General features: G+C 49.6%; 24 protein-coding genes and 1 tRNA gene. 9 read left to right on the top strand and 16 right to left on the bottom strand.

From position 1 onward, the window contains the following. Positions 1-2: 2 nt before the first annotated feature. Together AC6ESO_RS01925 and AC6ESO_RS01920 are read left to right on the top strand one after the other, a co-directional pair. Entirely contained in the window at positions 3-1,154 is a 1,152-nt protein-coding gene (locus tag AC6ESO_RS01925; RefSeq protein WP_497089928.1) for a Ger(x)C family spore germination protein, read from the top strand. An 18-nt stretch (positions 1,155-1,172) separates the two neighbouring features. Then, a complete protein-coding gene (locus AC6ESO_RS01920) occupies positions 1,173-2,237 on the top strand; it encodes a GerAB/ArcD/ProY family transporter (RefSeq protein WP_497089927.1) in 1,065 nt (354 codons plus the stop codon). 53 nt (positions 2,238-2,290) lie between these two features. Here the strand turns inward: AC6ESO_RS01920 and AC6ESO_RS01915 are convergent, their stop codons facing one another. Beyond that, the gene (locus tag AC6ESO_RS01915) at positions 2,291-3,682 is read right to left on the bottom strand and encodes a HEAT repeat domain-containing protein (RefSeq protein ID WP_497089926.1); all 1,392 of its coding nucleotides are present in this window, start codon (positions 3,680-3,682) and stop codon (positions 2,291-2,293) included. A 180-nt stretch (positions 3,683-3,862) separates the two neighbouring features. Between AC6ESO_RS01915 and AC6ESO_RS01910 the strand changes: the two genes are divergently transcribed. After that, complete coding sequence (locus AC6ESO_RS01910) at positions 3,863-4,693, top strand: helix-turn-helix domain-containing protein (RefSeq protein WP_494817110.1); 831 nt, start codon at positions 3,863-3,865, stop codon at positions 4,691-4,693. Between the two features lie 63 nt (positions 4,694-4,756). Here the strand turns inward: AC6ESO_RS01910 and AC6ESO_RS01905 are convergent, their stop codons facing one another. The 5 genes from AC6ESO_RS01905 to AC6ESO_RS01885 form a co-directional block, all read right to left on the bottom strand. Beyond that, entirely contained in the window at positions 4,757-6,427 is a 1,671-nt protein-coding gene (locus AC6ESO_RS01905; RefSeq protein ID WP_497089925.1) for an ABC transporter permease family protein, read from the bottom strand. Between the two features lie 121 nt (positions 6,428-6,548). Then, positions 6,549-7,661 (bottom strand): hypothetical protein, encoded by a 1,113-nt coding sequence (locus AC6ESO_RS01900; protein WP_497089924.1) that lies wholly within the window; start codon positions 7,659-7,661, stop codon positions 6,549-6,551. Between the two features lie 133 nt (positions 7,662-7,794). After that, positions 7,795-8,688: a cation diffusion facilitator family transporter gene (locus tag AC6ESO_RS01895; protein ID WP_497089923.1), complete on the bottom strand. Its 894-nt coding sequence runs from the start codon at positions 8,686-8,688 to the stop codon at positions 7,795-7,797. 136 nt (positions 8,689-8,824) lie between these two features. Next, positions 8,825-9,676, bottom strand: coding sequence for a phytanoyl-CoA dioxygenase family protein (locus AC6ESO_RS01890; protein WP_497089922.1), 852 nt, complete (start codon positions 9,674-9,676; stop codon positions 8,825-8,827). A gap of 133 nt (positions 9,677-9,809) precedes the next feature. Beyond that, a complete protein-coding gene (locus AC6ESO_RS01885) occupies positions 9,810-11,090 on the bottom strand; it encodes an adenylosuccinate synthase (RefSeq protein WP_497089921.1) in 1,281 nt (426 codons plus the stop codon). A gap of 106 nt (positions 11,091-11,196) precedes the next feature. Between AC6ESO_RS01885 and AC6ESO_RS01880 the strand changes: the two genes are divergently transcribed. Further along, a complete protein-coding gene (locus tag AC6ESO_RS01880) occupies positions 11,197-12,084 on the top strand; it encodes a LysR family transcriptional regulator (RefSeq protein WP_497089920.1) in 888 nt (295 codons plus the stop codon). A gap of 47 nt (positions 12,085-12,131) precedes the next feature. Here AC6ESO_RS01880 and AC6ESO_RS01875 read toward each other — a convergent pair whose 3' ends face one another. Next, positions 12,132-12,551, bottom strand: coding sequence for a DUF1284 domain-containing protein (locus AC6ESO_RS01875; protein ID WP_497089919.1), 420 nt, complete (start codon positions 12,549-12,551; stop codon positions 12,132-12,134). A gap of 21 nt (positions 12,552-12,572) precedes the next feature. Then, a complete protein-coding gene (locus tag AC6ESO_RS01870; RefSeq protein WP_497090471.1) occupies positions 12,573-13,304 on the bottom strand; it encodes a GNAT family N-acetyltransferase in 732 nt (243 codons plus the stop codon). A 148-nt stretch (positions 13,305-13,452) separates the two neighbouring features. On the opposite strand from AC6ESO_RS01870, the gene AC6ESO_RS01865 reads away from it, so the two are divergent. The 4 genes from AC6ESO_RS01865 (at position 13,453) to AC6ESO_RS01850 (ending at position 18,299) form a co-directional block, all read left to right on the top strand. After that, positions 13,453-14,238, top strand: a complete 786-nt coding sequence (locus AC6ESO_RS01865) for a hypothetical protein (RefSeq protein ID WP_497089918.1) — start codon at positions 13,453-13,455, stop codon at positions 14,236-14,238. 212 nt (positions 14,239-14,450) lie between these two features. Continuing rightward, positions 14,451-16,295: a DEAD/DEAH box helicase gene (locus AC6ESO_RS01860; protein WP_497089917.1), complete on the top strand. Its 1,845-nt coding sequence runs from the start codon at positions 14,451-14,453 to the stop codon at positions 16,293-16,295. Continuing rightward, positions 16,292-17,230, top strand: a complete 939-nt coding sequence (locus AC6ESO_RS01855) for a YqhG family protein (RefSeq protein WP_497089916.1) — start codon at positions 16,292-16,294, stop codon at positions 17,228-17,230. Before AC6ESO_RS01860 ends, AC6ESO_RS01855 begins: the two co-directional genes overlap by 4 nt. Positions 17,231-17,366: 136 nt before the next feature. Further along, entirely contained in the window at positions 17,367-18,299 is a 933-nt protein-coding gene (locus AC6ESO_RS01850) for a hypothetical protein (protein WP_497089915.1), read from the top strand. Between the two features lie 13 nt (positions 18,300-18,312). Here AC6ESO_RS01850 and AC6ESO_RS01845 read toward each other — a convergent pair whose 3' ends face one another. Then, the gene (locus AC6ESO_RS01845; protein WP_494817098.1) at positions 18,313-18,516 is read right to left on the bottom strand and encodes a YqzE family protein; all 204 of its coding nucleotides are present in this window, start codon (positions 18,514-18,516) and stop codon (positions 18,313-18,315) included. A gap of 134 nt (positions 18,517-18,650) precedes the next feature. On the opposite strand from AC6ESO_RS01845, the gene AC6ESO_RS01840 reads away from it, so the two are divergent. Continuing rightward, positions 18,651-19,409: an N-acetylmuramoyl-L-alanine amidase family protein gene (locus AC6ESO_RS01840; protein WP_497089914.1), complete on the top strand. Its 759-nt coding sequence runs from the start codon at positions 18,651-18,653 to the stop codon at positions 19,407-19,409. Here AC6ESO_RS01840 and AC6ESO_RS01835 read toward each other — a convergent pair. The 7 genes from AC6ESO_RS01835 to AC6ESO_RS01805 form a co-directional block, all read right to left on the bottom strand. Continuing rightward, positions 19,377-20,195, bottom strand: coding sequence for a divergent polysaccharide deacetylase family protein (locus tag AC6ESO_RS01835; protein WP_497089913.1), 819 nt, complete (start codon positions 20,193-20,195; stop codon positions 19,377-19,379). The two genes, AC6ESO_RS01840 and AC6ESO_RS01835, sit on opposite strands and share 33 nt — an antisense overlap. Before the next feature lie 133 nt (positions 20,196-20,328). Beyond that, the gene (locus AC6ESO_RS01830; protein WP_497089912.1) at positions 20,329-20,742 is read right to left on the bottom strand and encodes an exosporium protein C; all 414 of its coding nucleotides are present in this window, start codon (positions 20,740-20,742) and stop codon (positions 20,329-20,331) included. 108 nt (positions 20,743-20,850) lie between these two features. Beyond that, on the bottom strand, positions 20,851-21,444 hold the full coding sequence (locus AC6ESO_RS01825; protein ID WP_497089911.1) for a 2-phosphoglycerate kinase: 594 nt from the start codon (positions 21,442-21,444) through the stop codon (positions 20,851-20,853). 60 nt (positions 21,445-21,504) lie between these two features. Next, positions 21,505-21,591: transfer RNA gene (locus AC6ESO_RS01820), tRNA-Leu, on the bottom strand. Positions 21,592-21,701: 110 nt separating this feature from the next. After that, positions 21,702-22,760, bottom strand: a complete 1,059-nt coding sequence (locus AC6ESO_RS01815) for a glycoside hydrolase family 18 protein (RefSeq protein WP_497089910.1) — start codon at positions 22,758-22,760, stop codon at positions 21,702-21,704. Between the two features lie 15 nt (positions 22,761-22,775). Next, positions 22,776-25,394 (bottom strand): transglutaminase-like domain-containing protein, encoded by a 2,619-nt coding sequence (locus AC6ESO_RS01810; protein ID WP_497089909.1) that lies wholly within the window; start codon positions 25,392-25,394, stop codon positions 22,776-22,778. A 6-nt stretch (positions 25,395-25,400) separates the two neighbouring features. Further along, positions 25,401-26,426: a carbohydrate-binding family 9-like protein gene (locus tag AC6ESO_RS01805; RefSeq protein WP_497089908.1), complete on the bottom strand. Its 1,026-nt coding sequence runs from the start codon at positions 26,424-26,426 to the stop codon at positions 25,401-25,403. Positions 26,427-26,626: the final 200 nt, after the last annotated feature.

Genomic DNA, 26,626 nt, shown 5'->3' with positions numbered 1-26,626 from the left:
CTATGACGATTAAAGTTAACCTTGTTCTCGTGTTATTCATCCTCGTCTCGACTTTACTTACGGGCTGCTGGGATTTAAGGGAGCCGAATGAGCTATCTTATGTCTTAGGCTCCGGCTGGGATATAACAGAGGATGGGAAAATCAAAGTAAGCGTCCAGATTCCGGTGCTGCGGGAAGGCGGTTCAGGTCAAGGAACACCTAGTGGAGGATCACAGGGGAAACCTTATACGGTTGTTTCTGCTTCAGGGAAAAACATCTCGGATGCGGCATTTCACATTCAAGAGAAATTGTCCAGAAAGATGTTCCCCGGGCACAGGATCGCTTTGTTTATCAGCGAGGAAGCAGCTAAACGAAGCTTCACACCGTGGCTTGACGAACTTATTCGAAATCCAGACAGCAATACAAGGGTAAGCATCTTTGTTCTTAAAGGCATTAGCGCGCAGCGTTTTCTGGAAAGCGAATATGCAATGGAACGATTCTCATCGCTTTACGCGACCCGCACTACGAAAATTGTCGGATTTGCAGAGAATATTTTCGACCTGCAGAAAGATAAGAACAATCCTTCCAGATGCTTCATACTTCCTGTAATATCTACGCAGATGAATGGCACAGAACGTCAAATGGTATTTCAGGACATCGCGATATTTGATCAGCAGTCCAGAATGATCCATATGCTAAAAGGCGACGATGCTCTGCTTGCACTTTGGATTGCGGGAAAGATTCCTCATTTGCTTATCACATTGCCGATCTCATCAGAGAAAGACACCATCACCCTCGATCTGCAAAAATTGAAGCACAAAATATCGGTTACCTTCAGCGGCGAGTCTGTCAAAATCAAAGTCAACCTGACCGGTAAGGGGCTTATTCGTGAAAATAATACGAATCAGTATCTCCTATCAGCTTCAGTTAAGGAACAACTAGCAAGGAAAATGAGCGATCAAATGCAGAAGAAAGCTCGTCAAGTCATTCAAACCGAACAAACCTACAGAACCGACGTTTTCGGAATTGGTAATCAAATCGCTTGGAAGCATCCTGCCAAATGGCGGGGCCTGCGTGACAACTGGGGCCAAACCTTCTCGCATGTAGAGGTCTCTGTCCATGTCAAGCTGACCATAAACGGGGTCGGACAAGTCGGTACCGGTCCGAAATATTAATGCAGAGGATCGATGGAGATGAAACTGTCAAAATCACAATTGTTCTGGATGATTTTCATCTCGGAGATTGTCTTATTGACCTATTTTGCCCTTGGACCTTCACTGAAACAGGCAAAGCAGGACATATGGATTGCATATCTACTAGCAGGCATAGGAGCTGTAATTGGATCTTTCCTAATGGTTAAAGTTAGTTTGGCTTATCCAAACCAAACCATGGTGCAATACATCCAAATCATCTTGGGCAAATGGCTGGGCAGAATGATCTCACTAGCCTACATATGTTTCTGGATGTTCGTTATCATAGTTATGCTCCGTGCAACCGTTGATTTCATAAGCACAAATTTGCTCTACCAAACACCGGCCTTAGTTATCATCGTCTTTGAGATCCTGTTAATGCTCTACTTTAATCTACAAGGCGGCATAACGACGATCGGAAGATGCAGCCAAGTGATAGGCCCAATGCTTTTTGTAGCCGCTTTCTTACCTATTATGCTCAATAGCACACATATGGACTACAATCAATTACTGCCAATTTATAATGAAGGCAGCAAAGGCATTGTGAACGGAGCAGCCATTGTATTCTGCTTTATCGGTGAAACCTCCCTAGTCATGATGGCGACTGCATTCGTTAAAGATTCGAAAACGGTATTATCAGGCGTATTAAGCGCCGTCGGCTTCGGAATGCTATGGGGCTGCCTGATGTCGATTGCCGTCATTTTGCTCTTCGGGGCTGCGAGTGCGGCAGATATGTACCACCCGCATTTCATGTTCATGAAATCTATCTCCATCTTGGATTTTATCCAAAACTTCGATTTGGTGATAACGTTCTTCTTGCAGTTTGGCATTATGATTAAACTTGCATCCCATTTGTTTATTTCGAGCTATGGAATTGCGCAGTGGATGAACTTCCGCAATTGGAAGAATGTCACCTGGGTGCTGGCTGGCTTGATCTTAATCGGTATGCTGTCTACCTCCAGTTTCAGCTTTGAGTATCTGATTCAACCATGGATCTTTCTACTGTTTAACTTTGCCCTGCCTGTTTTGGTTTGGATCATCCATCGCATTAAACGGGCTATCGTGTAGCCACATCCTAATAAAAAAACAAAAAATCCCTCGTCTGAGGGATTTTTGTTGGTTTAGAACGTGCTCGCAGGCGTTGTATCCGAACACCAGCGTGTATTGAACAGCTCGTGAATCAGCACTTCATGCGCTTCTTTCGTGCCGATATAGCGCAGCGCTTCAAGTGCATGACCGCGGACATAGCGGTTCTCATGCGACAGCTGCTCTGCCAGGGCAGGAACGGCAGCCGCTGCATCCTTACCGATCCGTACAAGCGACAGCCCTGCTGTGAAGCGAACCTGTGTATCTTCGTCCTGCAAGCCTTTGATTAGAGCAGGAACGACCAGGCCTGCATTTGCGCTGATGATACCAAGCGCATCAACTGCCGTGCGTCTGACTTTCGCGGATGGATGGTCCAGCTGAGCGGCTACGTGAGAGACCGCACGATCTGCGTGACCTCTAAGCTCCGACAAAGCGAAGATCGCATGGTTTACGACATCCTCGTTCTCGGCGCGAAGGGCTTGAAGCAATCCTTCAACGGCTCCTTCGCCGGCTACGGACAAGCCATACGAAGCGATACGCGACACTTTCTTCTCTTGCTCAAGCGCGCCAAGCAATGCTTGAATGCCTGCTTCCCCTCTTGTTGCAAGCTCGTAAGCGGCATTCTGCGCTTCCGGCTCTTGGTCGCCACTCAAACTTGCAGTTAGCTTTGCGATTTCTGCTGCTTCCGCCGGTTTCGTGTTGGCAAGCGCCGCGGTACGGCCGGACATCCAGTTCCAAACCTCTTCAGCGATTGGATTGTTGCTCTCATCCCCGGCTACAGCTGCCCAAGACGGCTCTTGATTATCCCATGTCGGCGATTGCGGAGCTTCGGTGCGCATGAATTCGAACTTCAGCATGAAACGCGGCTTGCCGATCAAGTTCGGCGTCGAGCGATGCCAAATATCGTAGTGGATCAGCGCGAAAGTACCCGCTTCACCGTTTGCAGTTGCTTCCTCTGCCGTTTCATCCGAAACAAAGTTGCGGCTGTCCTGATAATGCGTTCCCGGCATAACACCGGTTGGTCCAAGCTCAATTGGCGTATCTTGCGGGAAGTACATAATCATCGCCCACCATGGGTGATGGTTGCGCAGACGGTTGTAGCCCCAGTAGCTGTCTTTGTGCCAGCCGCCCGGCTTCGGTACGGAGTTGTAATGACCGTGTCTGTGCGTATGGAGCAGATAATTCGGGCCAAGCACGCTTGTCAGCGCCCCAGTGATAACCGGGTTCTCAAACACGCGCTGCAAGTCGCGGATCCGCGGTAAAATGTTGTTTCCCGGATTGCCTTCGGTATCGTAAATCGTATTTAGTTGTTCTACTAATCGCTCGTGGAATTCACGCGGGAAATCGGTTTTCAAAATAAGAAAGCCATCTGTGATAAACGATTTGATTTGTTCATCTGTCAACAAAAGGGGTTGCGCAGTCGTCATTTCTGTTGAGCCTCCTATAGGATTACTTCTTCAACTTGATTATAGGAGGATGCCGCTTGCGTTGTAATGGCTAGAAATAAGAATGAAGGTGCTAAAACTAAGATTGCGGTTTCATGAACCCTCGAAATGCTCTATGATAAGAGAAAATCATTCAAATGCCTTACAGCTGGGAGACTTCCAATGACGATATTACGTGCCGATCACGCCTTAACCGATCTCTTGCGCGCATTGCAAATCGACGTCATCACCGCTTATAAAACACAGGTGACCACCGAGTGGGTCGATATGGACTACGTGCCGGAATACAATAAATTCTACTATATTGTAGAAGGAGAAGGCTGGCTGAAGGTAGACAACCAGGAGATGCTCCCATCCCCCGGCGAGCTCTGCTTAATGCCCGCTTTCACTAAACAAGCTTATTCCGTTATTAAAGGAAAGAAGCCTTTCCTCAAATATTGGTGCCACTTCACGGCATCGATCGGTCCCTTCGACTTATTCCAATGGATCGGCGTTCCCTTGCGCATTGGACTTGCGGATCAAGAAGAAATGACCGCATTGTTCAAGCTTCTGGTCAGTCTGCGTCAAAGCGATTCGGTCATCTCAAGGCTGCGGGAGAAGTCGATTATGCTGGAGATTATTGCGCGGTATTTGGAGCATGTGCCGATTACGATTTTGCAGCATCGCTCGGAGGATCTGAAGCGGATTCAATTCATCCAGGAATATATCGACAACCATATGGCCGGCCATTTGCGAATCGAGGATATGGCGAAGGCAGCCCATTTGCACCCGAATTATTTTATCGCCTATTTCAAGAAACATTTCGGCGTGCCGCCGCTCAAGTATGTCAGCCGCAAGCGCGTCGATAAAGCGAAGATTCTATTGTCGAGTACGACGCAGAGCATTAAGGAGATCGCCGATCAAATCGGCTTTAAGGAAACGAATCATTTCGCGAAATTTTTCCGTAAAGAAACAGGGCAAAGCCCGACCGAATATCGCACAGTCCACTCGTAAAATAAAAGGCGTTCCGCTGCAGGTTAGAAGCTGCAGATCGGAGCGCCTTAGTCGTTGCATGGCCTACAAATTCTTCATCGTAGCTACCATTACCTCGCCTGTCAGCCATCTGCGCATAAGCAGCAGGATCAACAAGGGTGGCAGGGATAGGATGGCGCCGGATAGCAGCAGATCCGCTTGCGAATACACGGGTCCGGCTTCGCCGATCTCATTCATTGCATTCACAAACGTCATGAGCGGCGGAAACGTCTGTGGATTCGTCAGGTGGATGAACGCCTGAGTGAACGAGTTCCACAGCATGACGAAATGAAGAGCTCCCAAAGCAAGCAGCGGCTTCCAGATCGCAGGGATGTAGACGCTGAAGAAGATGAACGCTTCCCCTCGGCCCGCCGCGGCTGCCTCTTCCCTGCGATTGCTATATTTGCTGTTAAAGACGCTCTTCAAGATGAAGATAGGCAGAATCGAGAAGAAACCCGTGAAGAATAAAGGGAAGATCGTATTGCTCATATGTAAGTTTCGATAAAACATAAATTCATGGAACGTCGAACTGCTGATCGTCAGCAAAACCAGCAGCAAGAGCTTATACAGCCCCTTGCCCGGCAAATCCTTGACGGTTAGCGGGAAAGCAAGCGCCGCCGTAATCAGCATGAAGATGATGACTGCCATTAAGTCGATAACCATATAGAGCATATACCGGTAAGGAGATAACAAAGTATGTAGTGCGGAACCGGACAATTGGAACGTAAACGGATAAATGAACAGCAAGTACAACATGATTAACACGGCTGAGGAAAGCACGATGGTGATGAGAATGCCCGCGATATTCTTCCCTTTTCCGGTGGATTGGATGGCAGCAGCACCACTGGAAGATGTAAATAAATCACGTACAAACAGCCCTTTAATGAGCAAATAGGCAAGCAAGGAGCAGCTAAACTGAACGACAAACTGAAAGACCGCCAACGCTCCAGCAAGATTGTAATCGGCATTCATAAACACGGTTCGAAAGCCGAAGCTATCCAAGGTTTCGCCTGTCTCCGCTACTAGCGGATTGACCAGCAGCCGCTGCAGCTCCGAATCCATCGTCAGAAGCGAACCTAGCTGCATGAGCATGAACGCGGTAACTGCCTTCATTGCCGGGATGACGTTGCGGTGCAAATAGCTGCTGCGTTCGCGAATGCTGCCGTTTGCCATCGCCGCTTGCCTTGCGCCGATCGCCGTTAATGCGATAAGTATGGGAATACCGCAGGTTTTGAACACTTCTACAGCAACAAGCACCATTGGAAATAGCTCCGAATGAGCGAGCGGCATGGATTGGATCCCAAACGGTGAACGACTCTGTGATAGGGAGAGCATCGTCATATAGACGATAATGGCTGATGGAATGAAGTAAGGGATCAGAAGCAAGGTGGTGAATCCGCCTCTGAGCCTGCGAAATCTAATATTGCTTAGCGCGAGAGCCGCAACTAGCGCGATGATGCCGCTGACTGCCGTATATGCAAGCTTCATGGATAACGTATTGCTAAATATGGACGTAAACATCGGCAGGTTGAAGAGGTAACGGAAATTGGCCAGCCCAGTCCAGTCGCTGCTGAACAGCCCTTTAAAGATGACAAAATTGACGAATGAACCGTACAGCATCATAAAGAATGGAATTCCTTTGAACATTAACCAAAGCAGGAACGGCGGGATTACGAGCAAATAATGCATCCGGTACTTCCAGATTTGCTGCAGCATTACAATTACTTCCTCCTAATGGATAATCATCCTTTTCTTCCTCTCTTCTATTCGACAAAAAAGAGGATTGTCCCTCTGTCGCCTTCCGGCGACTTTAGGACAATCCTCCTCTGAACAACAACTATCTGCGAATACGGTTACCGAAGTATTCCTTTGTATCGGAGCTAAAGCCCAGTGTTAGCGGCCCAAGAAGCTGGTCATCGTCTGTTTTATAAGTAACAAGCACTACGTTGCCTTTCTTAGCTACATAATCCTCGTATGCTTTCTTCTTGTCATCCTGTGGGAAGAGTGCTGCATCGGAAGCAGGCACGATTGTTACTTCTGCTTCGTCTTTCTTCGTTACCACATGTTTCTTCTGATCATCGGAAAGCTGTTTCCAAGCAAGCTCGCGATATTCAGTCACTTGCGCCGGGGACAATGCAGCAGACTGCTCTGTCACCACCAGGAAGTGAAGCGCGCTGATCGGCGGAATGCTCTTCGTCGTTGCAGGACCGTAGTAAGTCGTAACTTTCATGCCAGCTTTCAAAGCCGACCATTCAATCGGTTGACGCTCGGCATCGCGGATCGTTGTTTCTTTACCGGAGTTAAGAACCAGCGTAGTTTCTTTACCGTCGCCAAATTTCACTTGCCAGCCGTCGCTTGTTTTCTCAACGGATTGAATAACATCTGTTTTAACCAGACGCTCGGAACCGACTGCAACCTTCACTGCATGCGATTGACCTGGGTAGCTCATCGCAACGATTGGGCCGTATTCAGCTGTAAGCTCCAAGCCTGCTTTCAAATCTTTAGCGGCAAATGGCTTGCCTTCTTGATTCGTAAGTACGGTTTCTTTATCGACAGTCAGCACGATCCAGTTGTTTTGGCCTCTGCCAAGAACACTGATCTGTACAGAACCGTCTTGTGTAGGACGAACATCTTCGATAATGCCGGACACATTAATCAAATTCGACTCGCCTTCCTCCGGTTGATCTTTAGAGGTGATTTCCAGAACCTTGTCTCTTGCGTTATAGTGCAGCTCGTAACCAAGCGCTGCCGCTTCGCCGCGCGCTGGGAGATAGGCTTGGCCATTGATAAAGACAGGCTCCAAGGATGTTGCTTTACCGTCTACAGTAACATCAATGTCACCGCGCAGGAATCCATTCACTTTCTTCATAAAACCGGATGCCTCAACTGCTGCTGTCGTTCCAAGTAGCCCCGCTATCGTTGCTACAATGATGAGTTTCTTCTTGTTCACTAATTCGTGCTCCCTTCGCGATCAATTCTATTGGTTGTAGGGCCCTACATGATCTCCAGACGTGCCTATCTATAGAAAGGTTGCAGAAAAAAATAAAAAACGATCTGGACGCTATCGTCCAGACCGAATCCGTTTATCCATTATCATCCTCATACCATGGATTCAAGTGGACGAGCACTTCATCCACTTCCGGATGTGCGTCCATCAATTTCTTCTTAATGGTTCTGATAATATCATGGCCTTCTTGAATGGTTAGCGTCCCCAGAACCGCGACCCTGGCATCCACTAATACGTAGTGGCCATGTTCTCTCGCACGCAGTCGATCTATCCGTTTCACCTCGGGAACTTCGCGCAAGTGCTCCGTAATATCCTCGATTTTCTCCGGGCTTAGACTCTTGTCCATTAGGACATCGGCCGTCTCGCGTGCCATATCGAAACCCAGCTTCAACACAAGCAGCGATACGATAACCCCTGCGGCAGGATCGCCGTAGCTGAGCCAGCTGCTGCCGATTTTCTCACCCAACCACCCCAGACCAATCCCGACAGAAGCCGCCAAGGAAGCATAGACATCCGCAAGATGATCGTAGGCTGTAGCCAGCATCGCCTTACTCTTCGATTCCTTACCGATTCGCATCGTATAGATATATAGAATCTGCTTGGCGATCAAGGAAACAATCGCGGCGGCAAGTGCGATGAGATGCGCTTCCGTCGGCGGCTCGAAGAATGTAAGAACGGCATGGTACCCCATATATAAAGCTGCTGCAATGAGGATAAAAGCAACAATTCCCGCTCCGAGCACCTCAGCCTTGCCATGTCCGTAAGGATGATCCTCATCCGGCGGTTTACCCGACACGCGCATCGAGCTGTACGCTGTGGCGGTCGCGATAACGTCCCCGGCATTGTGAATACCGTCCGCAATTAATACCTGACTCTGAAACAATATACCGACAATTAGTTTGATACCAGTCAGAAGCACATTGCTGATCAGAGAGATCCACATCGCGACGATTGATGCTTTGCTTTCCATGTGTCCCTCTTCATTCCCCTCTGCCATACTTCATAATAATGGAGATATTACACGTTATGACATTCAAACGCAAGGTACGGAAGCGCAAAACAGGCCCTTCCGAACAAGTCGGAAAAGCCTGTTTTGCTTGAAACGATTATGGCTCGCTTGCGGCTGCTTTCGCTTGTCTGGCGAGCTCAGGCAAATGCGCTTGATTCTCTTGAATTTGCCGCAGATGGCGCATCCGTTCACTGCTCGCACCCTTTAGCACAGCCTCGCCATGGAGCTCCTCCACCCAATAAGGCGCGAATGTACTCACATATTCATGCAGCTCAGCCATATGTTCTTCCGTGTAATGTCTGGAGAAATTAATCAACAGCACGCGCCGATTGTTCCCGCCGCCAAAAGCGGCATGTTTCATATAATTGTTGAAAACGAGCAAGTCCCCGGGTCTAATAGCGAGCGGCACCGCCGGAAGGTCAGCACGGTCAATGCCCCACTGTGCCTGCATATCAGAAGTGTGAATTTGCTCCTTCAAGATTTCTGTAAACTGATCGCCGATATAATGGCTTCCCGGAATGACTCGCAGCGCACCTGTTTCTTTCGTAACCGGGTCTAAGTAGAAGGAAACATTGAGGCTCTTAAGATTACCCGGCCATTGCTTATCCATGGAGGTGTCGGAATGCCAGCCCGTGTCTCCGACATATTTGTTGCCTGCGCTCGTCAAATAATTGTAGTCGTCACCAAGCAGCGTGGAGCAAATCGTGTGCACGCGCGGATCGTCCAGCAGCGAAGCCAGTTTCTCGCTGTGACCGAGAAATGCGACGATCGTCGATGTTTTCTTGAAGGTATGCGGTTTGCCGTTGAAGTTTCCCCCATGCTTCGTGAAAACAGCATCGAACTCTTCCGTAATCTCCATGATGCGGTCCTGCATTAACCCCCGAAATACCAAATACCCGAACGTGTCGAAGAACGCTTTCTGCTGGCTCGTTACTTTGAAATCCTGCATAACAGCTACGCACACTCCCGCTTATGAAATGAGAATCGACTACATAATTACAATGTTCCTATTTCGACTCCCAGAAGAGTATTCCTACCGCTGATCTCGAACAGGCTTCCGGCTGTAGCCATGTGCTGCCAGCTTAGCGATGAATCAATTGCTCTCGGCGCGGCCCTACGGACACGGTAGACACGCGAACACCAATCGTCGCTTCGACGAAACGGACATACTCCTGCGCTTCATGAGGCAATTCGTCGAAGGTTCTCGCATCCGATATCGCGCATTTCCAACCGGGCAGCGAGGTCCAGATCGGTGTGGCATGCTCAAGCTGCGCTGTAACGGGAAAACGCGTCGTCGTTGTCCCATCTGCCAGCAGGTAACCGGTACAGACCGGAATTTGCTCCAGATAGCCAAGCACATCGAGATTGGTAAGTGCAACTTCGGTTGCCCCCTGTACCATGCAGCCATACCTTGTCGCAACGGCGTCGAACCAGCCAACTCGTCTCGGACGCCCCGTTGTCGCACCGAATTCGCCTGCATCGCCACCGCGCAATCGAAGCTCTTGAGCTTCATCGCCGCTTAGCTCTACTACGAACGGCCCGGCACCTACACAGCTCGAGTAAGCTTTGGTGACCGCTATGACATGGCCGATTGCGTAAGGTGGAATGCCAGCTCCTACAGCGGCAAAGCCGGATAAGGTAGAAGAGGAAGTCGAGTAAGGATAAATGCCATGATCGGGATCGCGAAGGGCACCAAGCTGGCCTTCGACCAGAATGGACTCGCCTCTCATCCACGCTTCATGCAGCAGACTTGTCGTATCCGCCAGATAGGGACGCAGCTTCTCTCCATACGCCATAAGCTCCGAGATGAAATCGTCGGCTTGCGCGGGCGGTTGCCCATACAAGTGCTGCAGCGTCACGTTCTTCGCGGCCAGCATTAGATCCAAGCGCCGATAGAGGCGCTCCTTATCGAACAGCTCCGCTGCTTGAATACCGAGCTTCGCATACTTATCCGCGTAGAAAGGCGCAATTCCGCGTTTGGTCGAGCCAAAGCTGTGCTCGCCAAGGCGCTCTTCCTCCAGACCATCAAATTGCACATGGATCGGCACCACAACCTGCGCCCGCTCGGATACGGCCACTTTCGGTTTCGGCACACCGCGCGCTTGCAGCTCTTCGATTTCTCGCATTAACATATTCACGTCAACAGCCGTCCCCGGGCCAATCACGTTCGTCACATTCGGATAAAACACGCCGGATGGCAGCATGTGCAAAGCAAATTTCCCATAGCTGTTTATGATCGTATGCCCCGCATTGCTGCCTCCTTGAAAACGAACCACATACGATGACTGCGCTGCCAGTACATCCGTCAGCTTACCTTTGCCTTCATCTCCCCAATTTGCACCTACAATGGCCGTTACCGTCATAGAGTCACGCCTCCCAAATGTTGATCCTTCCTTGCAAACTTGATTATAATGGAACTACTGGCATCAAAATAATTGATATTACTAATATCAGATATTAGGTGAACGAATGACTATTAATTCAGAATGGTATCGAAGCTTCTATTGGACAGCCAAGACAGGCAGTCTATCGCGCGCGGCTGAGAAGCTGCATATTACGCAGCCTGCAGTCACTCATATCTTAAAGCAGCTGGAAGGCGCACTCGGCGGACAGCTATTCTTTCGTTCAGCGAAAGGCGTTATCCTGACAGCAGAAGGCGAGGTGTTATTCCGTTATATCGAGCAGGCATTCAGCTTCATCGAATCCGGCGAGAAGCGGATCGCAGAGATGCACAACCTAGAGAGCGGAGAAATCCGAATCGGGGCGAGTGACACGTTATGCAAACATTACCTGATGCCTTACTTAGAGCAATTTCATCAACATTTCCCGCAAGTACGCATCCATGTCACCAATCGGACGACGCCGGAAACGATTGACCTGCTGGCTGACGGCAAGATCGACTTCGGTATTATTAATCTGCCTGCAGGCAATGCCAAAATCGATATAAAGCGCAGTCTCTCCCAGCAGGATTGTTTGGTAGGCAGCAAGAAGTACGCCGACATAACAGGTTCATCTCCGCTAGATGTGCAAGAGCTGCACCGGTATCCCTTGCTAATGCTAGAGCCCGGAGGAAGTACAAGACGCCACCTCAACGGCTGGGCTGCCGCGCAGGGCATCCAGCTTCACCCGGAGCTTGAGCTTGGCAGTATTGATCTGCTTCTGCAATTCGCCACCCGAGGATTCGGACTTGCCTTCGTAATTCGCAACTATATTGAGGATGAATTGGCCACCGGCGAGCTCATTGAGATCCCGCTCCACCCGCCTTTGCCTGAGCGCTATATCGGCATCGCTACTTTGCGAGGCGTCCCGCTTTCGGCCGCCTCCAATCGCTTCCTCTCGATGCTGCCGTTAACATAAAAAAAATCCACCTAACGGTTTGTTAAGAACAGACCGCTTAGGTGGATTTACGGAAGCGGCGGAAGCCACTCCCCTTGTTTAATTAATCGAACACCTGCTTCGCAAACACCGTAGCTTCGCCACTGGCAGGTATAACACAGCGTATTGATATCTTCGGGAACAACGTTCGTCCTTATCCGCTCAATAACGTCTGACCAGAGCAGTTCCATCCCATAGTCAAACCCGAGCTTCTGCAAGATGCGCTCGTCATGGTTCGCAACGGAGACATTCTGACAGTGCGGCTCCACATCCGAAGGAAAACATGCGCATAGATCGTCGGGACCTTTAACAATGGCAATTCGAGAAGCCGGTTCATCCCGCAGCTTGTTGTACACGATCGTCATATTCGCCGAGAAGTCCGCCGAATACCCCATCCCCCGAAAACCCAATAAACATAATAAATGATGCCCTCGCAATTGAATCGTCATCTTATCCCACCTTAATACGGCTTACCTCTTCTTAACTCGATACCAATACGGATAACTCTCTTGATAATTCAATTTCCGGTACAGCCGGTTCGCGGACGCATTGCTCTGGACGACAAGCAAATAGCCTTTCGCTGCCCCATTCTCTCTCGCCCAATGAAGCATATGCCGGATCAGCTGCTCCCCATACCCCCGATTGCGCTGTGCTTCCGCCGTTACGATATCATACAAACCTATGTAACCTCGTTCGATTACGCCTAGTCCGCATGCGACGGGCTCTTTGTTTACTTCTAATGCGAAATAACCTTGCTTCTGTTTCGAGCTCGTAATAATTTGAGCCGCGAGTTGTTTATCCGTGTCTATGATCCTATTCATGTCGCACATCGTTGCAAGCCACGTTTCGCTCATCGCGTCTTCTCTCTTAATTCCATGCAGTTCCGGTGCAGGCACGTTATCTAAGCTTTCTATTATCATAACACGGGATGGGTCTGCGATGGCATACCCGCGCCGTGCCAGAATTTGATCGAAGTCCGGAGGACCGAAAGGTGTTATTTTGAAAATCGTATCCTGACCGGCTTCGTTATACAACGCTTCGCATGCTGCAATCCGCTCTTCTAATTGGTAATCGTCGCCGGAGTTAAGCGCTGAGACGGAATTGGACCGTTTCGTATAACCGCCTGCAAACCGAAGCAACCACCCGTCATATACGACCGTCTGCAAGGACGGCCATGCATCGAGCGTTAGTTCTTCTATCATTTTGTTCAATGGTATGGTCACACTCCCCTCAAGAAATTAAGTATAAATATACAACTGTATGTTTAATTATTCAACACTTCTTTACTTCATCCCGCACTGAAAAAATGTTAAAATGAGACAAGCATCCACTAAGAAAGGCGGAGAAAAAATGGCACAACTGATCGCACCCCCTACATATACTCCCTTCGAGAATGAAGAAGAGCAAATACAGAAATTGAAAGAATGGGGCTTGCTCTCCGAGAAAGCTTCCAAATCGAAAACGTTTCTCTACAAAAATAACGGTGTTCATACCGTCTGCTCCATTGTTGGCTTTGTCGACAAAATGACTGCCGTCCTTGAGCTCGATGACAAACAGCACTGCATTCATCCTTCCTACTTGAAGGAGATGCAAACGGCAAGCTTCGGACAAAGACAAACGACAGCAATCGAAGATGAAACCGTTGATACGGATGATGCCTCAGAAGCAGCCGCGGTTACCGCGCAAGCAGTTGAAGCTGATCTGGAAGATATAACCGAGGCCGCATCTGTTACCGTAGCAGCCGCTTCAGCCATTGAAGAGCCTGCAACTGAAACCAAGGCAGCGAAGTCTGAGGAGAAACCCGCGAAGAAACCGAAGAAAGAAAAAGCGCCGAAGCTTGAGCTTCCTGAGGAGAAAGTGAAAATGCGTGCAACGGTTAAAGAGTTCACGACTGTTCCGAACAATTTCTCCGATACGGATGACGAGGTTATCATTTACGAGGAAGTGTCCATTGCAGAGCCTGCTCTTGAACTAGGCGCCGCCTGGTCCAGCCACAGCAACACGCTGAAGAAACTAGAGCTTGCTGTTGGGGACACGATTACGTTCGAATGCAAAATCATCGCCAAGAAACTCACGAAACATCCCGTCGCCTACAAGATTAACAATCCCGGCAAAATTCAAAAGGAAGAATCCTAGTCCGCGATTTTTCCTCAAAATCTTTAGGGAAGCCATGGCTCATGGCTTCTCTTTTTTTATGTTCTACAGAAAATTCGACCTTTTTCAAGCTTTATCTTATGAAATCGCAGCTGCAAGGAAATACTACTTTCTACGAAGGATAACCATTTGCCATTTGCAAGTCCGAAAGTCGATGCTTTCCGATCGGTCAGAGAAAGGAGCTCCTCCAACCTATGCAATCGAACTATGATCCCGTAAACGGAGAAAATCTTTCAGGCCCCGCTTCAAGCCCGGGCTCAGCTTCTGCTGTTAAACGCAAGCTGCACCCGAGCGTAGATTTGCAATTTGATCGCACATGGCTGCATCAATTGCAAGAACGCGTCGACCGTAACGGTCCTTGGGACGAGTGGACGATGTACCAATTGGCTATTGAAGCCGAACAGTCGAAGCTGGTTGAGAGCTTCGATGATTTGCAATGCCTGCGCAGCCTCCCTTCCTTCGAACCGATGCCGCATCAAATCAGCACGGCTCGCAAGGTGCTGCATGAAATGAGCGGCAGAGCCATTCTTGCCGATGAGGTCGGACTTGGCAAAACAATCGAAGCCGGCTTAGTGCTGAAGGAATATATGGTGCGCGGGCTTGTGAAGCGCGCGCTCGTGCTCGTTCCCGCTTCCCTTGTGCTGCAATGGGTACGGGAGTTGAACAGCAAATTCGGCATATCCGCAGTTGCGCAGAAGAAGGATCACTCTTGGGCCTATGACGTTGTCGTAGCTTCGATGGATACTGCGAAACGCGAACCGCATCGCGAGAAGCTGCTTGGACAAGACTACGATATGATCATCATCGACGAAGCGCATAAGCTGAAGAATAAGAAGACAACCAACTATCAATTCGTGAATTTGCTGCGCAAGAAATATTGCCTTCTGCTCACTGCGACGCCGGTTCAGAACGATTTGGACGAGCTGTATAACTTAATTACGCTGCTCAAACCGGGGCAATTAGGCGGTCAGAGCGAATTTGCCGCGAACTTCGTCGTGGACAAGCGTCTGCCGAAGAATGAGGAACAGCTGCACGAAGCGCTATCCTCCGTCATGATCCGGAATCGCCGCGGCGATGGCGGCATTCAATTCACGAAACGAATCGTGAAGAATATACCGCTCTCGCTCTCGACAGAGGAGCAGGCTCTATATGACGCCGTCACCAAATTTGTTCGGGATCGGGTCGACGAGAGCCAAGGCCAAGGCGATTGGTCGAGCCTGCTCTCCCTCGTCACGTTGCAAAGAGAAGTTTGCAGCAGCCGTGATGCCGTATTCTTAACGCTCGTCAACATGTTTAAGAAGACGGCGGAAGATTCTCCGCTCCGCGCGAAAATTTGGGAGCTGGTTGAAGTTATTCGCGGCATTAAAGCGAATACGAAAGCGGAGAAAACGATGGAGCTTGTTCGTGAGATGAACGATAAAGTGATCATTTTCACGGAGTATCGGGCTACGCAGGAATATCTGCTCCAATATTTCCGCTCTAACAATATGGTTGCCGTCCCTTACCGGGGCGGGATGAACCGCGGCAAGAAGGATTGGATGATGGATCTGTTCCGCGGACGTGCGCAGGTGCTTATTGCAACTGAGGCCGGCGGCGAAGGAATCAATCTGCAGTTCTGCCATCACATGATCAATTTCGATTTGCCTTGGAACCCTATGCGGGTCGAACAGCGGATTGGACGCGTCCATCGGCTGGGGCAAACGAGCGACGTACGCATCTATAATCTCTGCACGATCGGCACAATCGAAGAGCATATCGTCAGTCTGCTGCATGAGAAAATCAATCTGTTCGAGCTCGTTATCGGGGAACTTGATCATATTCTTGAGCGGTTTGAGAAAAGCGAAACGCTGGAACAGCGGCTTGCCCGCCTGATGCTGGAATCCGGCGGTAATCAGGATCAGCTTCGCAAACAGATCGACGAGCTTGGCAATTCACTCAGCCGCATTCGGGACGAGGTTGAATTGGAGGAGCCGATTGATATGGGCGCCATTAATGCCGTTATGAACGCCGTGGGACAGACGATTGAGGTGAGACCATGAATGAACGTCAAATACACAAGTTTGTTCAACGCTATCTAGAGACGACCAACTGCCAAATTGTCGAGAAATCGCCGGCCCATTTTCAAGTTAAGCTATCGCCGCGGGCCGATCGCGATCTAACGAATCGACCCTACTATTGGAGCTTCGTTGACCGAACGGGAGCCGATCCGGAAACGATGTCCATGCTGCTCGTGACCGATAAGCAGAAATATGAGCAGGCGCAGGCAGCAGCCCCGCCTCCCCCTGCCCCGAATGCCGCGAATACAGCGGCAGATGCTGCTTTAAGCCGCTCCTTCGGCCATATTCACGGCACTTTGAATACGAATGTACGCGTACCACGCGAGGATTTGTATTATGGCTCACGCCGATTGAATCAGCTGTTCGATTCTGCCCGCAGCGGCGGCAGCTATCTGTGTTTGTTTCAAGAACCGGAGAAACGAAGCGCTCACCCGCTTCACTCCACTGCTTACAGCGCTTGGCTTGGGGTTAATATGAAAGTAGAGTTCGCATGCGACATGAAACGCGAAGAAATCCATTCGTTCGGCGTTTCGCTGGCAACCGGGCAGTGTATTGAGCAATTCCACGATCGGCTTATGACGCATCGCATGACTCCGAAGCTGCCGCCTAATGTGCACACAGCCAAAAACGCCCTCTCCCTTAATAAGGCGGCTACTATTGCCGAGCAAACGCTGGAGCGCAAGCTTCGCACCTATGACTACTCTTGGGCACAGGCAGCGGCCGAACGTTTGGCCGATGAGCTGTCGACCATCAATCATTATTATGAGCCTCTTCTGGCCTCGGCCGAAGAAGAGAATAAGCAGCTCATTACCGAACAGTTCGAGCGCAGACAAGAAGAAATCCGCTGGCAATATGAGCCTCGCGTCACGGCTTCTGCCATTAACTGCGGTATTTTCTACCTCCAAGGCATTGGCTAACAAGATCTCTCTTTATCCGGCAAAAATAGAACGGAGCTTGTCCCAATCCCTTGACACGTTCCTACATCCTTTTCAACTGAAGGTAAGGTACAATGACGGTGAAACGGCTTTCCCATCCTACAGGAAGCAGCAGGTGATGCAGATGATGCACATAAGGCGGATATCGATTCTTGTCTTAGCAGCCGCGTTCCTCTTGACGAGCACACAGGTCTCAGCAGCCGCAATTTCTTTCAAAATAGCCCCAAGCGAGCAGCATGCGATTAAGCTCCAGCAGCAAGTTCAATTCTGGGCGAATGCCCTGTCGGCTCAGCCTCAATTCCAATCCTGGAAAAAAGCGACCGCTACCATCATCCCCCTCGGACCGGGAACCCATGGGTGGTTGGTTACGTTTCGACTCGATCGTCTGCCCGTTGGTTATATGATTGTCCACGCAACCGCTGAAGGCGGGTTCATCCTTGGCGAATACGGCGCCGGCGAACATCCCGCTTTCGACGCCAATACCTTGTACAGCTCCTTGGTGCGACAAGGATTGTTCACCACCTTCGCGGAAGCCATAAAAAAACCGCTCCATTTGGAACGGCTTTACGTATCACCCGTGCTTGCAGTTTGGAAGTATGTGGCGGCCAATCAGGAAACGTATTATTTGGATGCCTGGACAGGAGAAGCCTTGCCGATTACCGACCAGCTATGGCAGGAGCAACTCAAGACAATAGCTTCGTCGGACGCGGACAAGCCTGCATTAGGCGGTGCAACGAAGACGACGCCAAGTTCCCTTACGAAACTGTCTGCTGCGAAAGCCAATGAAGGTTTCGATCCTTATGAGCGATTGCCTTGGCTGACCAAATCTCCTTTGTCCAAGGAGCAAATCAAACAATTGCCTGACTTGCTTAACCATCGGAATCAAATTCGCTTTACCGCTGAGCTGTTCCGTCAAACGGTGCTGTTCGTTTATCCGGCAATCGGGTACCATAACTGGGATAATCACAGCTTGTATGTCGCTTTTGATTCCGTAGGTACCCGCTATATCCCGATCGAGCTGCTAAATCAAGAAGGCCACTTCTATAATTGACGTGGCTGAGGCGTTAGCCTTCTTCTCGAGGCTTAGAAGAACGGAACAGCTGCATCACACCTAATCCTCCCATGCCAAACCAACGTGTCAGCCAAGGCTCTCTGGATGCTTTGGCTATTTTGCGTCTTTCTTTCCGCGCTTCCTGCGGCCTGTCAATGATTTCGATCATTTTACCGGTCATGAACTTAATGTATTCTTCGGGTTTCTCAACAGCCATGTCCTTCATCTCCTTCAGCAATTTCTAGTGTACCTACAGTGTCCCCGTTAATCATTTACTTCAAACATGAATGAGTTTCCTTGGTCTGTGCCACGCTAACGATAGCCATTATGGAATTGGAGGTATGGTACAGCATGCTGGAGTGCCGAACTAAACGAGTGCGGACTCGGTTGTTCCTGATGTTCTGTTCTGTTGTCGTTTGCTCGTTTACATGGGGTTCGAATGGTATACTGGCAGCCTATCCGCTGGATGCGCCCGCGACCGATAGCCATCTGCAAGCAGAAGCACCGCCGAATTATCAACGCGCGCTTCCGACCGCAGAAGTCCTTATTGATGTCGGTCACGGTGGAATTGATGGCGGCGCACACCATGAGGATATTCTGGAAAAAGATATTAACTTAGCCGTAGCAAAGAAGCTGTACCTGCTTCTGAGCGCAAACGGCATTCGCGCCATTATGAATCGCGACGCCGACTATGCCTTAAGCGATGATAATCGCTGGAACCCATCACGTTCCCGGCATCGGCGCGATTTGTCGCAACGCAGCCAATTAACGAAAGAAATTCAGACGAAGATTCTCGTCAGCATCCATGTCAATTGGGCACCGGACAAAACAGAGCACGGTCCGCTCGTTCTTCATCAAAACGAGGGAGAAAGTGCGCTGCTCGCGTTTTGCATCCAAGATGCATTAAATCGCAAGCACAATACGCACCAACTCCCCCGTGTAGGATCGCCGTTTTATTTGCTGAATGTCGTGAAACAGCCTGCCGTTATCGTCGAGCTGGGTTTTCTAAGCCACGAGGGCGACCGCAGTATGCTGCTGAACCCTCGCATGCAGCTTCAATTGGCTGAGGCGATTTCATCAGGAGTGCGGAATTATATCCTTCTCCGCTGAAGGCACCACCATCTCAGATAACTTCACGAAGCTGGTCGTAGACTGCAGCCGCGGAATGGCATCCTTTAGCACCGCGGCTGTTAGTTTACCGGGAGGACCAACATGGCCGATTATGACGCAGCTGTCATTGGTCTCCAGATATTTACGAAGCACTCCGACCTGCTTGGAGATATGATTCGTCGTGTACACATCGTCTAAGAAAACTTGATTGGATAGCAGCGGCACGCCGAGCTCGGCCGTCACCTTTGGCAGCACCGTCTTATAGGTTGTTCTGCTGTCCAAGAAGAACAAGCCATGTTCCTTGACGACGGACAGCACCGCCCGCATGGCTCGTTCATCCGCTGTTACTTTAGAACCCATATGATTGTTCATTCCTACGGCGTGCGGAACGTCGGCAATAGCTGCCTCTACCCGTTTGCGGATTTCAGCGTCGCTCATGCTTGTCGTGATAGCACCCGGCCCGAGCCATTCCGGCTTTCCTCGAACGGGTTCCATCGGCATATGGACGATCACGTCGTCGCCTCTTTTGAATGCAAGCTCTGCATCTTGTTTCGTTGTCGGCATGAATGGCATGACAGCAACGGTAAAACGTACAGGAAGCTCCATCATCTCCGGCGTACCCGTCATTCCGTTGCCAAAATCATCGATGACAATCGCTACCTGCCGATGACCTTTTAATTCTACTTTGTTCTCGTTTACCGGAGAAGCCATTGCTGCACCGGTAGTTGGAGCCAGTAATAATGCAGCGGCTGTGATAATACCCGCCAGCATAGTTTTATGTTGCATCTTTTTTATTTCTCCTTCTGTACATAAAGGTAGTTACCATACCTTCATTGTTTGTAAATAAAGGGAAATATATGTAAAAGAATCAAACAAGAAAGACGAGGCTGTCCTCGTCCTTCAAGCATGCTGAAATTTCTTAAACCGCGTAAACGGTTGCGCTAAGATTGATTGGGCCAACGACAGCAGCTTCGCTAGAAGCAGTAAGTTTCTCTACATAAAGCGAATAACCGTGTGCGCCGGTAGGCACGTTGATGTCGATGACTTGAAGCGTGACAACGCCAAAATGTTCGTAGCCTGCTTCGAAACCTTGCAGCGCGTAATAGATTTCTTGTGTACCGCGGAAAACACGGAACAGTACATCTACAACACCGTCAGTACCTGCTGCGCCAATTGTCGCAATCAGCTCGACACGATTGTTATGATGCTCGGGAGCGATGAAGATACCAAGCTCAGCGAGGATCGTTTTGGCAGGTGTTTGCGGAACCGGAATATCCACTTGGTTCGTAACGACTGCAGGTACGCTAACGTTATAGTCAATGATTTTCACCATGAATGATCAACTCCTTTCCTACCAGATAGGTTATTCTATGAAAATCATTTTGCTTTGGTGTGGACGAGTTGTCTTTCATCCTTTAAGTGAAATAAAAAACTGCCGGGTTCATTGTGAACCGGCAGTTTTACTGTGTTTTGTAGTGACTTCTTTAATTTGCAGTTCTATATAATCGTACACTTTGACGATCTCATGCTCATAGTTCTTTGCAATTTCAAAGTAGGCAACACCGGTGCCCAGACATTGGCTTCTGAACGCATCTTGTTCGTTGATATAGGCTGTAATGAAATCCTCTTCTTCCGGATCTCCCCGATCCTCAATTACATTCTGATACCCGAAAATGTGAGATACAAGGCTTTCATCGATATAAGCTCGCGAGAAGCCAAGAAACACAGAGATGATTTTCTTCGCATATTCTTCTTCGAAGTCATTGAGATAGTGAGGCAGGATATAGCAACCTTCGATGATGAGGTTCTGATTATTCTCGATATTCGTCATGATGATTCCTTTGATAACCGGCCACAATTTCTCACCAATTCGTTCCGTACTGTCTAAAGGTGTAAATCCGCACTCTGGATCAGCACGATACAGCCCCATCTTTAAATGATCAATGGACAGATAGGGAATGCGATAATCCTCAAGCAAGGTTTGAGCCATTAGCGTCTTCCCCGTGCGGCTGTTGCCACTGATTAGAATAACCATTTCCCTGTTCCCCTTATAAAAAAATAAACCCCAGAATCCTCTGGGGTAAGTTTGAAAGTATGGTGCGGTCGAGAGGACTCGAACCTCCACGGCTGTTACACCACTAGAACCTGAATCTAGCGCGTCTGCCAATTCCGCCACGACCGCATCTGGCAGTTCCTGTTTCAATCTATTGTTTGAAGCAGTAAAAATACTTTACCATGAATAGAATAGCAGTGTCAAACATGAATATGAAACCGCATTATGTTGTAACCGCATTATGTTGTAACCGTACTAGTGGTACCCAAACCCTTGTCGATCGCATCCAGCAATCGGAAAGTTGTATCGCAGCAGTACTCCCAGAACATGACCCCGCCTAGTCCTTCATTCTTAACAAACTCGCATTTGTGCTGAAGCGATTCCTCATCTTCATACGAGATAAACTGATTGCCATTGTAAAGGAATGGCGCTTTCGCTTCATCGTCCCAGAATCGGGTGTAACCATTCTTCTCAATATAGTCGTTAGCCAAACGGGTGAAATCCGGCCCGTAGCCGCCCGCTCCAGCGGTCATCTGAAGAAAGCCGTTATTGACGTTCGGAACATCCTTCCACATCCGCGAGTAGAAGGCCGCGCCGATAACGATCTTCTCGCGAGGCACACCGGCTGCAATAAACATGCGAACAGAAGCCTCCACGCTAATGCGGAACAAATCACCTGTTGACGCAAACAGATTCGTATGGTGACCGGTCAAAGTCTGAAAACCGCCGCGCATGTCGTAGGTCATCAATTGCACGTAATCCAAGTAGCGCTGAACTTGATCCATCTCGGTCCCGTCTATGTAGTATTGGTCCGCTCCCGCCGCGATGGTCAGCAAATAATGTCGGTTTTTTCGTGCGCCTAGTTGATCCAGTGCTTCTCTAAGTTCTTTCAAAAGCAGCGTGAAATTGCTTTTGTCGGCCGGGCTCGAGGCGATCCCCGCTACGCCGTAACACGGATATTCCCAATCCAAATCAATGCCATCGATCGCATAGCTGTCCAGAATGGCTACAGCTGTTTCAGCCATCCGTTTCCTGCCCTCCGGCGTAGAGGCAGCTTCGGAGAACCCGCCCGCACTCCATCCACCAACGGACAATAGAATCGTTAAATTAGGATTATAGGACTTGATCGTTGGCAGACTGGCTAAATGCTTCAAATGGCCAATGGAGATTTCATCATTAACTACATGGCCGAAAGCAATATTAATATGAGTCAGCTTCAATGCATTTTCTTTGGTTAGTTTCGGAAGCCATGAATCGCCGACATATCCTACCGAATAATAATTAGATGTTGATGTCATAGGTAGTTTTCCTCCTTATTTCTCATCTGTTAGACGTGTCCCTACTTGAAGTACTTCTCTACCGATCCCCAGCTTATAGCCCGCGGTTACATATCGAATGCCGCCTTCTTTATCTAAGACCACAACGAATGGCAGGGAAGCCGTATCCGACCCTAGCAGCTTGCCGCTTGCCTGGTGGATAACGAAATCACGATCGTGAACGAAAGAGAAATCAACTGGATAGCCTTCATAGGAAGCTGGTTCAAAAGATGCCGTCCGGCCTTCCTCACCGACAGCCATGATAATAGGCATGCCGAGTGCATCATAAGCACCTACAAGCTCTTTTATTTCTCGGAGCAAATGCTTGGAAGGCTCGCGCTCCGGCTCGATCCATGCCAACACTGCGCTTCTGCCCTGTGTCAATTCGCTCAGTGTTGCTGATGTTCCATCCTGGCGAGTTAACCGCCAAGTCGGGTCAGCCTCCCCAAGGACCGGAACTTCACTTCTCGGATATCGGAACGACAAAGGCAGTTCCCCACGCGCACCTTCCAGTACTGTAAAATAAGTAAAGCGAACGAGCACGGAACCGTCCTTCAGCCTCGTACCAGCGGTCATCCGATAGCGGCCCACTTCTAGCTCAAACGGCTGATCGTACACATCGGTTTGACCATGTGGATAAAATAACGATTGATACCAGCCATTCTCCAGTCTAGCAAAGGAGAAGTTCCGGAAATAGGCTGCTTCTTCCGCCTCAGCCGGAGCTGCCGGATCGCGCTTCAGCAGCACTTCGCCGATTACCGCAGTCGGAGTAAGAGTGCTTACTTGTTCGAAACGCGCATCATGCCAGCTATCATTCAGCCAGTACTGCGGCTTACGCTCACTGGGATGAAGCCTCGCAGGAATACCGATGCTCCGGCAAAGCGCCACGTATAGAATGTCACGTGAGATACGGTCGCCTTTCAGAAGGCGATAGCTGCCGGAAGGCATCGCGGACCCTTGATAGTACGTCATATCCTCGGCTACCTCAAACTTCAGAAGCAGATGACGGACAAGCTTAGTCGGGTCCAGCTGATAGTCCGCAGCCTCTTCTTCAAGCAATATTTCTTGAAAAAATTGTTTATAAGGACCGATCATTTCGAACAACACACGCGGACACAGTACATAACGAGAGAATATGTCTTCTTCAAATAAGTCCGCATAAGGCAGCGAGCCTGTCAAATGATCGAGCAACGCGGGGCGGAACGTATCGGTCAAATCTTTATCGTTTAAGCTCTCAAGCAAGCGCAACGGCCATTCTCCATACGCTGATGTCTGCTCCTGCAGAAAAGCAGCGATTTCATGACTGTTCCCGCGTGCCTTGCGAAGAACAGGCCATACTCGCTCTGCCGGAAGACCAAGCTCTTCAGCAATCTCACCCGCGCGCGCCTCACTAACAAACGTATCCTCGAAGCTTTTGCGAATGGCTGCCCCTTGCTGCAGTCGGTTGCGATGCTGCTGCAGCGCATCTTCCGATACAGCTGACGACTCATCGGCAGGCAGCTCCGGCGGAGGAACCATATCAAACTCGACGATGCCATCTTGCTGCTCTTGGTTATTAATCGTAATCGTAAACGAGTCCTGTTTAGATACGGATAGTTTACTTTCGCCCCACATAGATCCGTATACGGCGCGAACAAGCAAATCTCCATAGCCTGTTGTAAGCGATACATCGCCATTAGCATCTGTCGTCAATTTGGCGATCGGCGTAAATTCCGCGAAATTATAAACTTGAAACGACACGGCAGCACCTGATACCGGACGACTCTCCATGTCTTGAATTCTTACTGCTATGTTCCGACTTGGTGCATACCCGTCCAGCAAATTAATTTCCGTGTACCATTCGTGCGCGAGGGTAATCGACTCCGGCCCCGGATATTGCGAAGGTACGCGCGTGTTAATAAGCATCGCTCTTCTAGCCGGCGCGCTGAACCATCCTTCATTTAGCCGCGGCTCAGGCTCGCATGCCCCGATAAAATGCCAGCTGCCTTCCGCCCACGCTTCCACCCAAGCATGGTTCGAGTCCGAATGTGCCCAGCGCGGCGTGTAGCACTGCCTCGCCGGAATACAGAGGCTGCGCAGCGCAGCAACGGCCAAAGTCGACTCTTCCCCGCACCGTCCGAGCGTTGTACGAATCAGCGTCAGCGGCGAGACCGTTCGCGGATCATTGCCGATGTACGTTGCTTTCTCGTAGCACCAATGATTCGTTTCCAAGATCGCATCTTCCATGGACAGCTGCTTCACGCGATTGTAGAGCTCCTCAAACAAAATGCCCCGGCTATCCTCGATGTTCTCATTGTTGACGCGATAGGGCAGCACAAAATGAAGGAACAAATGATCCGGCACTCGATTGCCCCAAGGCATCCGACGGCGAATCTCCAACGTCTTACGAACATGGCTCAGGAACAAGCTGCCCTCGTAATCGGCCATGTCGTTCAGTGGCATATAGGCGTAAAGAAACTTAAGTGCCAGACGCTCTTCATCGCTTAGGTCTTCCTCAAATACACGGAACAGCTCTCTCTTCCTCGCACTGGCTAGCTGCTGCTTCTCCTCGAACTTGCGCTCGATCGTCATGCGTGCTTCTTCATCTAATGAAAACCTTGCAGATGTTAAGGACATGCCGCCTCACTCCCTCCATAGCTTCCCATCTTCCCGAATATAGAACGTTGAGCTGCCATCCATGGAAGGCGCCGATAGTTGAAATAGCCGTGAAGTCCATTCCATATGAGGCTGGATCATCCACGTGTCTTCCCCCATAAGCAAGGCCAGATCCCCGCTAAACACACCGAATTCCGCAAAATGATTGCGCTGACGATAATACAGCTTGCGCAGCTGCCACTTGATCGTTTCATCCTGCGGCAGTATGAAGCTATCGGTGCTCTCTTCACCGGCAAATACAACATATCCCCATAGTTCCGGGTAATGCATATTGACGATTCCCATCGGCGACCAGACCCAGTTGTCTTCCGGGTATGACTTGCCGGTAGCCGGATTGATCACTTTCTCATAGCGTCCGTCTTTCACTTCAGCCTGCCATTCCACACGGGAGAAATTAACGCGCCAGAATTGTCCCGGTGTCGGACGACGCCCCTCAGCGGCGCATTCCAGTAAGCTCTTCCAAGGCATGGCCACTTCAACGCTCCAGGAGCGATTAGCAGCGAGCGGATTGTTGAGCTCTCCATCGATGTGAACCGCTGTCTTCAGCCCCGCAATGTCCCATGCATTAACGGCCGGCCCGCCGTCACGGTACGGCTTCACCAGCAGCAAATCCCATACGGTATTCAGGGCATTGATTTCAAATTCGTAGTATTGGTGCGAATCACCGTCAGGATCTATGAAAATCTCAAAATCATTATCGTAGAAAATAACGGAGTCCCGTTCCGTCAATGTGGCCCAAATTTGATCTTCCACCAATTCGGCGCCGAAATAGAAGTACTCGTCGTCCCATAACATTTTGACTCGCGTCCGTTTGCTTGGCCTCGGCCTTAAATCGCCTTCGATATCAACGAACTCAGCCGTCCATGGCGCTTCTGCCCAAAAGGGTTTATCCAACCTGCCATCCAATACAAGGGGTTCAGTCGCTCTGCGGCACATGTAATGCTCCGGTGCATACTTCTTGATGCGTGGTTCCGGTACTCCGCTGAAATTCATTGATCCAGCCTCCAACCTCGAATTATGTTATATCTTCTCGAACGTAGATTCCATTTTTCACAACTATTATACCGTTTTCGCATAGAATATGTAAATATTAGATATAACAAATAATAGATTTTCAAGATCAAGATATATCTTAAACGCAAAAAAGCCTCCTTGCGAGCATTAGGCTCACTAGGAGGCGAATACCAACCCTA

It is taken from the genome of Paenibacillus rhizoryzae, from assembly GCF_059686995.1.
This window is presented reverse-complemented; position numbering and strand designations above follow the sequence as displayed.

What these genes read in the sequence shown, in the direction of transcription:
- AC6ESO_RS01880 (WP_497089920.1), top strand. Translation starts at nt 11,197, where the DNA reads ATGACTATTAATTCAGAATGGTATCGAAGCTTCTATTGGACAGCCAAG.
- AC6ESO_RS01915 (WP_497089926.1), bottom strand. Translation starts at nt 3,682, where the DNA reads ATGACGACTGCGCAACCCCTTTTGTTGACAGATGAACAAATCAAATCG.
- AC6ESO_RS01920 (WP_497089927.1), top strand. Translation starts at nt 1,173, where the DNA reads ATGAAACTGTCAAAATCACAATTGTTCTGGATGATTTTCATCTCGGAG.
- AC6ESO_RS01885 (WP_497089921.1), bottom strand. Translation starts at nt 11,090, where the DNA reads ATGACGGTAACGGCCATTGTAGGTGCAAATTGGGGAGATGAAGGCAAA.
- AC6ESO_RS01910 (WP_494817110.1), top strand. Translation starts at nt 3,863, where the DNA reads ATGACGATATTACGTGCCGATCACGCCTTAACCGATCTCTTGCGCGCA.
- AC6ESO_RS01850 (WP_497089915.1), top strand. Translation starts at nt 17,367, where the DNA reads ATGCAGATGATGCACATAAGGCGGATATCGATTCTTGTCTTAGCAGCC.
- AC6ESO_RS01830 (WP_497089912.1), bottom strand. Translation starts at nt 20,742, where the DNA reads ATGGTGAAAATCATTGACTATAACGTTAGCGTACCTGCAGTCGTTACG.
- AC6ESO_RS01810 (WP_497089909.1), bottom strand. Translation starts at nt 25,394, where the DNA reads ATGTCCTTAACATCTGCAAGGTTTTCATTAGATGAAGAAGCACGCATG.
- AC6ESO_RS01860 (WP_497089917.1), top strand. Translation starts at nt 14,451, where the DNA reads ATGCAATCGAACTATGATCCCGTAAACGGAGAAAATCTTTCAGGCCCC.
- AC6ESO_RS01840 (WP_497089914.1), top strand. Translation starts at nt 18,651, where the DNA reads ATGCTGGAGTGCCGAACTAAACGAGTGCGGACTCGGTTGTTCCTGATG.
- AC6ESO_RS01845 (WP_494817098.1), bottom strand. Translation starts at nt 18,516, where the DNA reads ATGGCTGTTGAGAAACCCGAAGAATACATTAAGTTCATGACCGGTAAA.
- AC6ESO_RS01815 (WP_497089910.1), bottom strand. Translation starts at nt 22,760, where the DNA reads ATGACATCAACATCTAATTATTATTCGGTAGGATATGTCGGCGATTCA.
- AC6ESO_RS01865 (WP_497089918.1), top strand. Translation starts at nt 13,453, where the DNA reads ATGGCACAACTGATCGCACCCCCTACATATACTCCCTTCGAGAATGAA.
- AC6ESO_RS01890 (WP_497089922.1), bottom strand. Translation starts at nt 9,676, where the DNA reads ATGCAGGATTTCAAAGTAACGAGCCAGCAGAAAGCGTTCTTCGACACG.
- AC6ESO_RS01870 (WP_497090471.1), bottom strand. Translation starts at nt 13,304, where the DNA reads ATGATAGAAGAACTAACGCTCGATGCATGGCCGTCCTTGCAGACGGTC.
- AC6ESO_RS01835 (WP_497089913.1), bottom strand. Translation starts at nt 20,195, where the DNA reads ATGCAACATAAAACTATGCTGGCGGGTATTATCACAGCCGCTGCATTA.
- AC6ESO_RS01825 (WP_497089911.1), bottom strand. Translation starts at nt 21,444, where the DNA reads ATGGTTATTCTAATCAGTGGCAACAGCCGCACGGGGAAGACGCTAATG.
- AC6ESO_RS01855 (WP_497089916.1), top strand. Translation starts at nt 16,292, where the DNA reads ATGAATGAACGTCAAATACACAAGTTTGTTCAACGCTATCTAGAGACG.
- AC6ESO_RS01895 (WP_497089923.1), bottom strand. Translation starts at nt 8,688, where the DNA reads ATGGAAAGCAAAGCATCAATCGTCGCGATGTGGATCTCTCTGATCAGC.
- AC6ESO_RS01905 (WP_497089925.1), bottom strand. Translation starts at nt 6,427, where the DNA reads ATGCTGCAGCAAATCTGGAAGTACCGGATGCATTATTTGCTCGTAATC.
- AC6ESO_RS01925 (WP_497089928.1), top strand. Translation starts at nt 3, where the DNA reads ATGACGATTAAAGTTAACCTTGTTCTCGTGTTATTCATCCTCGTCTCG.
- AC6ESO_RS01805 (WP_497089908.1), bottom strand. Translation starts at nt 26,426, where the DNA reads ATGAATTTCAGCGGAGTACCGGAACCACGCATCAAGAAGTATGCACCG.
- AC6ESO_RS01875 (WP_497089919.1), bottom strand. Translation starts at nt 12,551, where the DNA reads ATGACGATTCAATTGCGAGGGCATCATTTATTATGTTTATTGGGTTTT.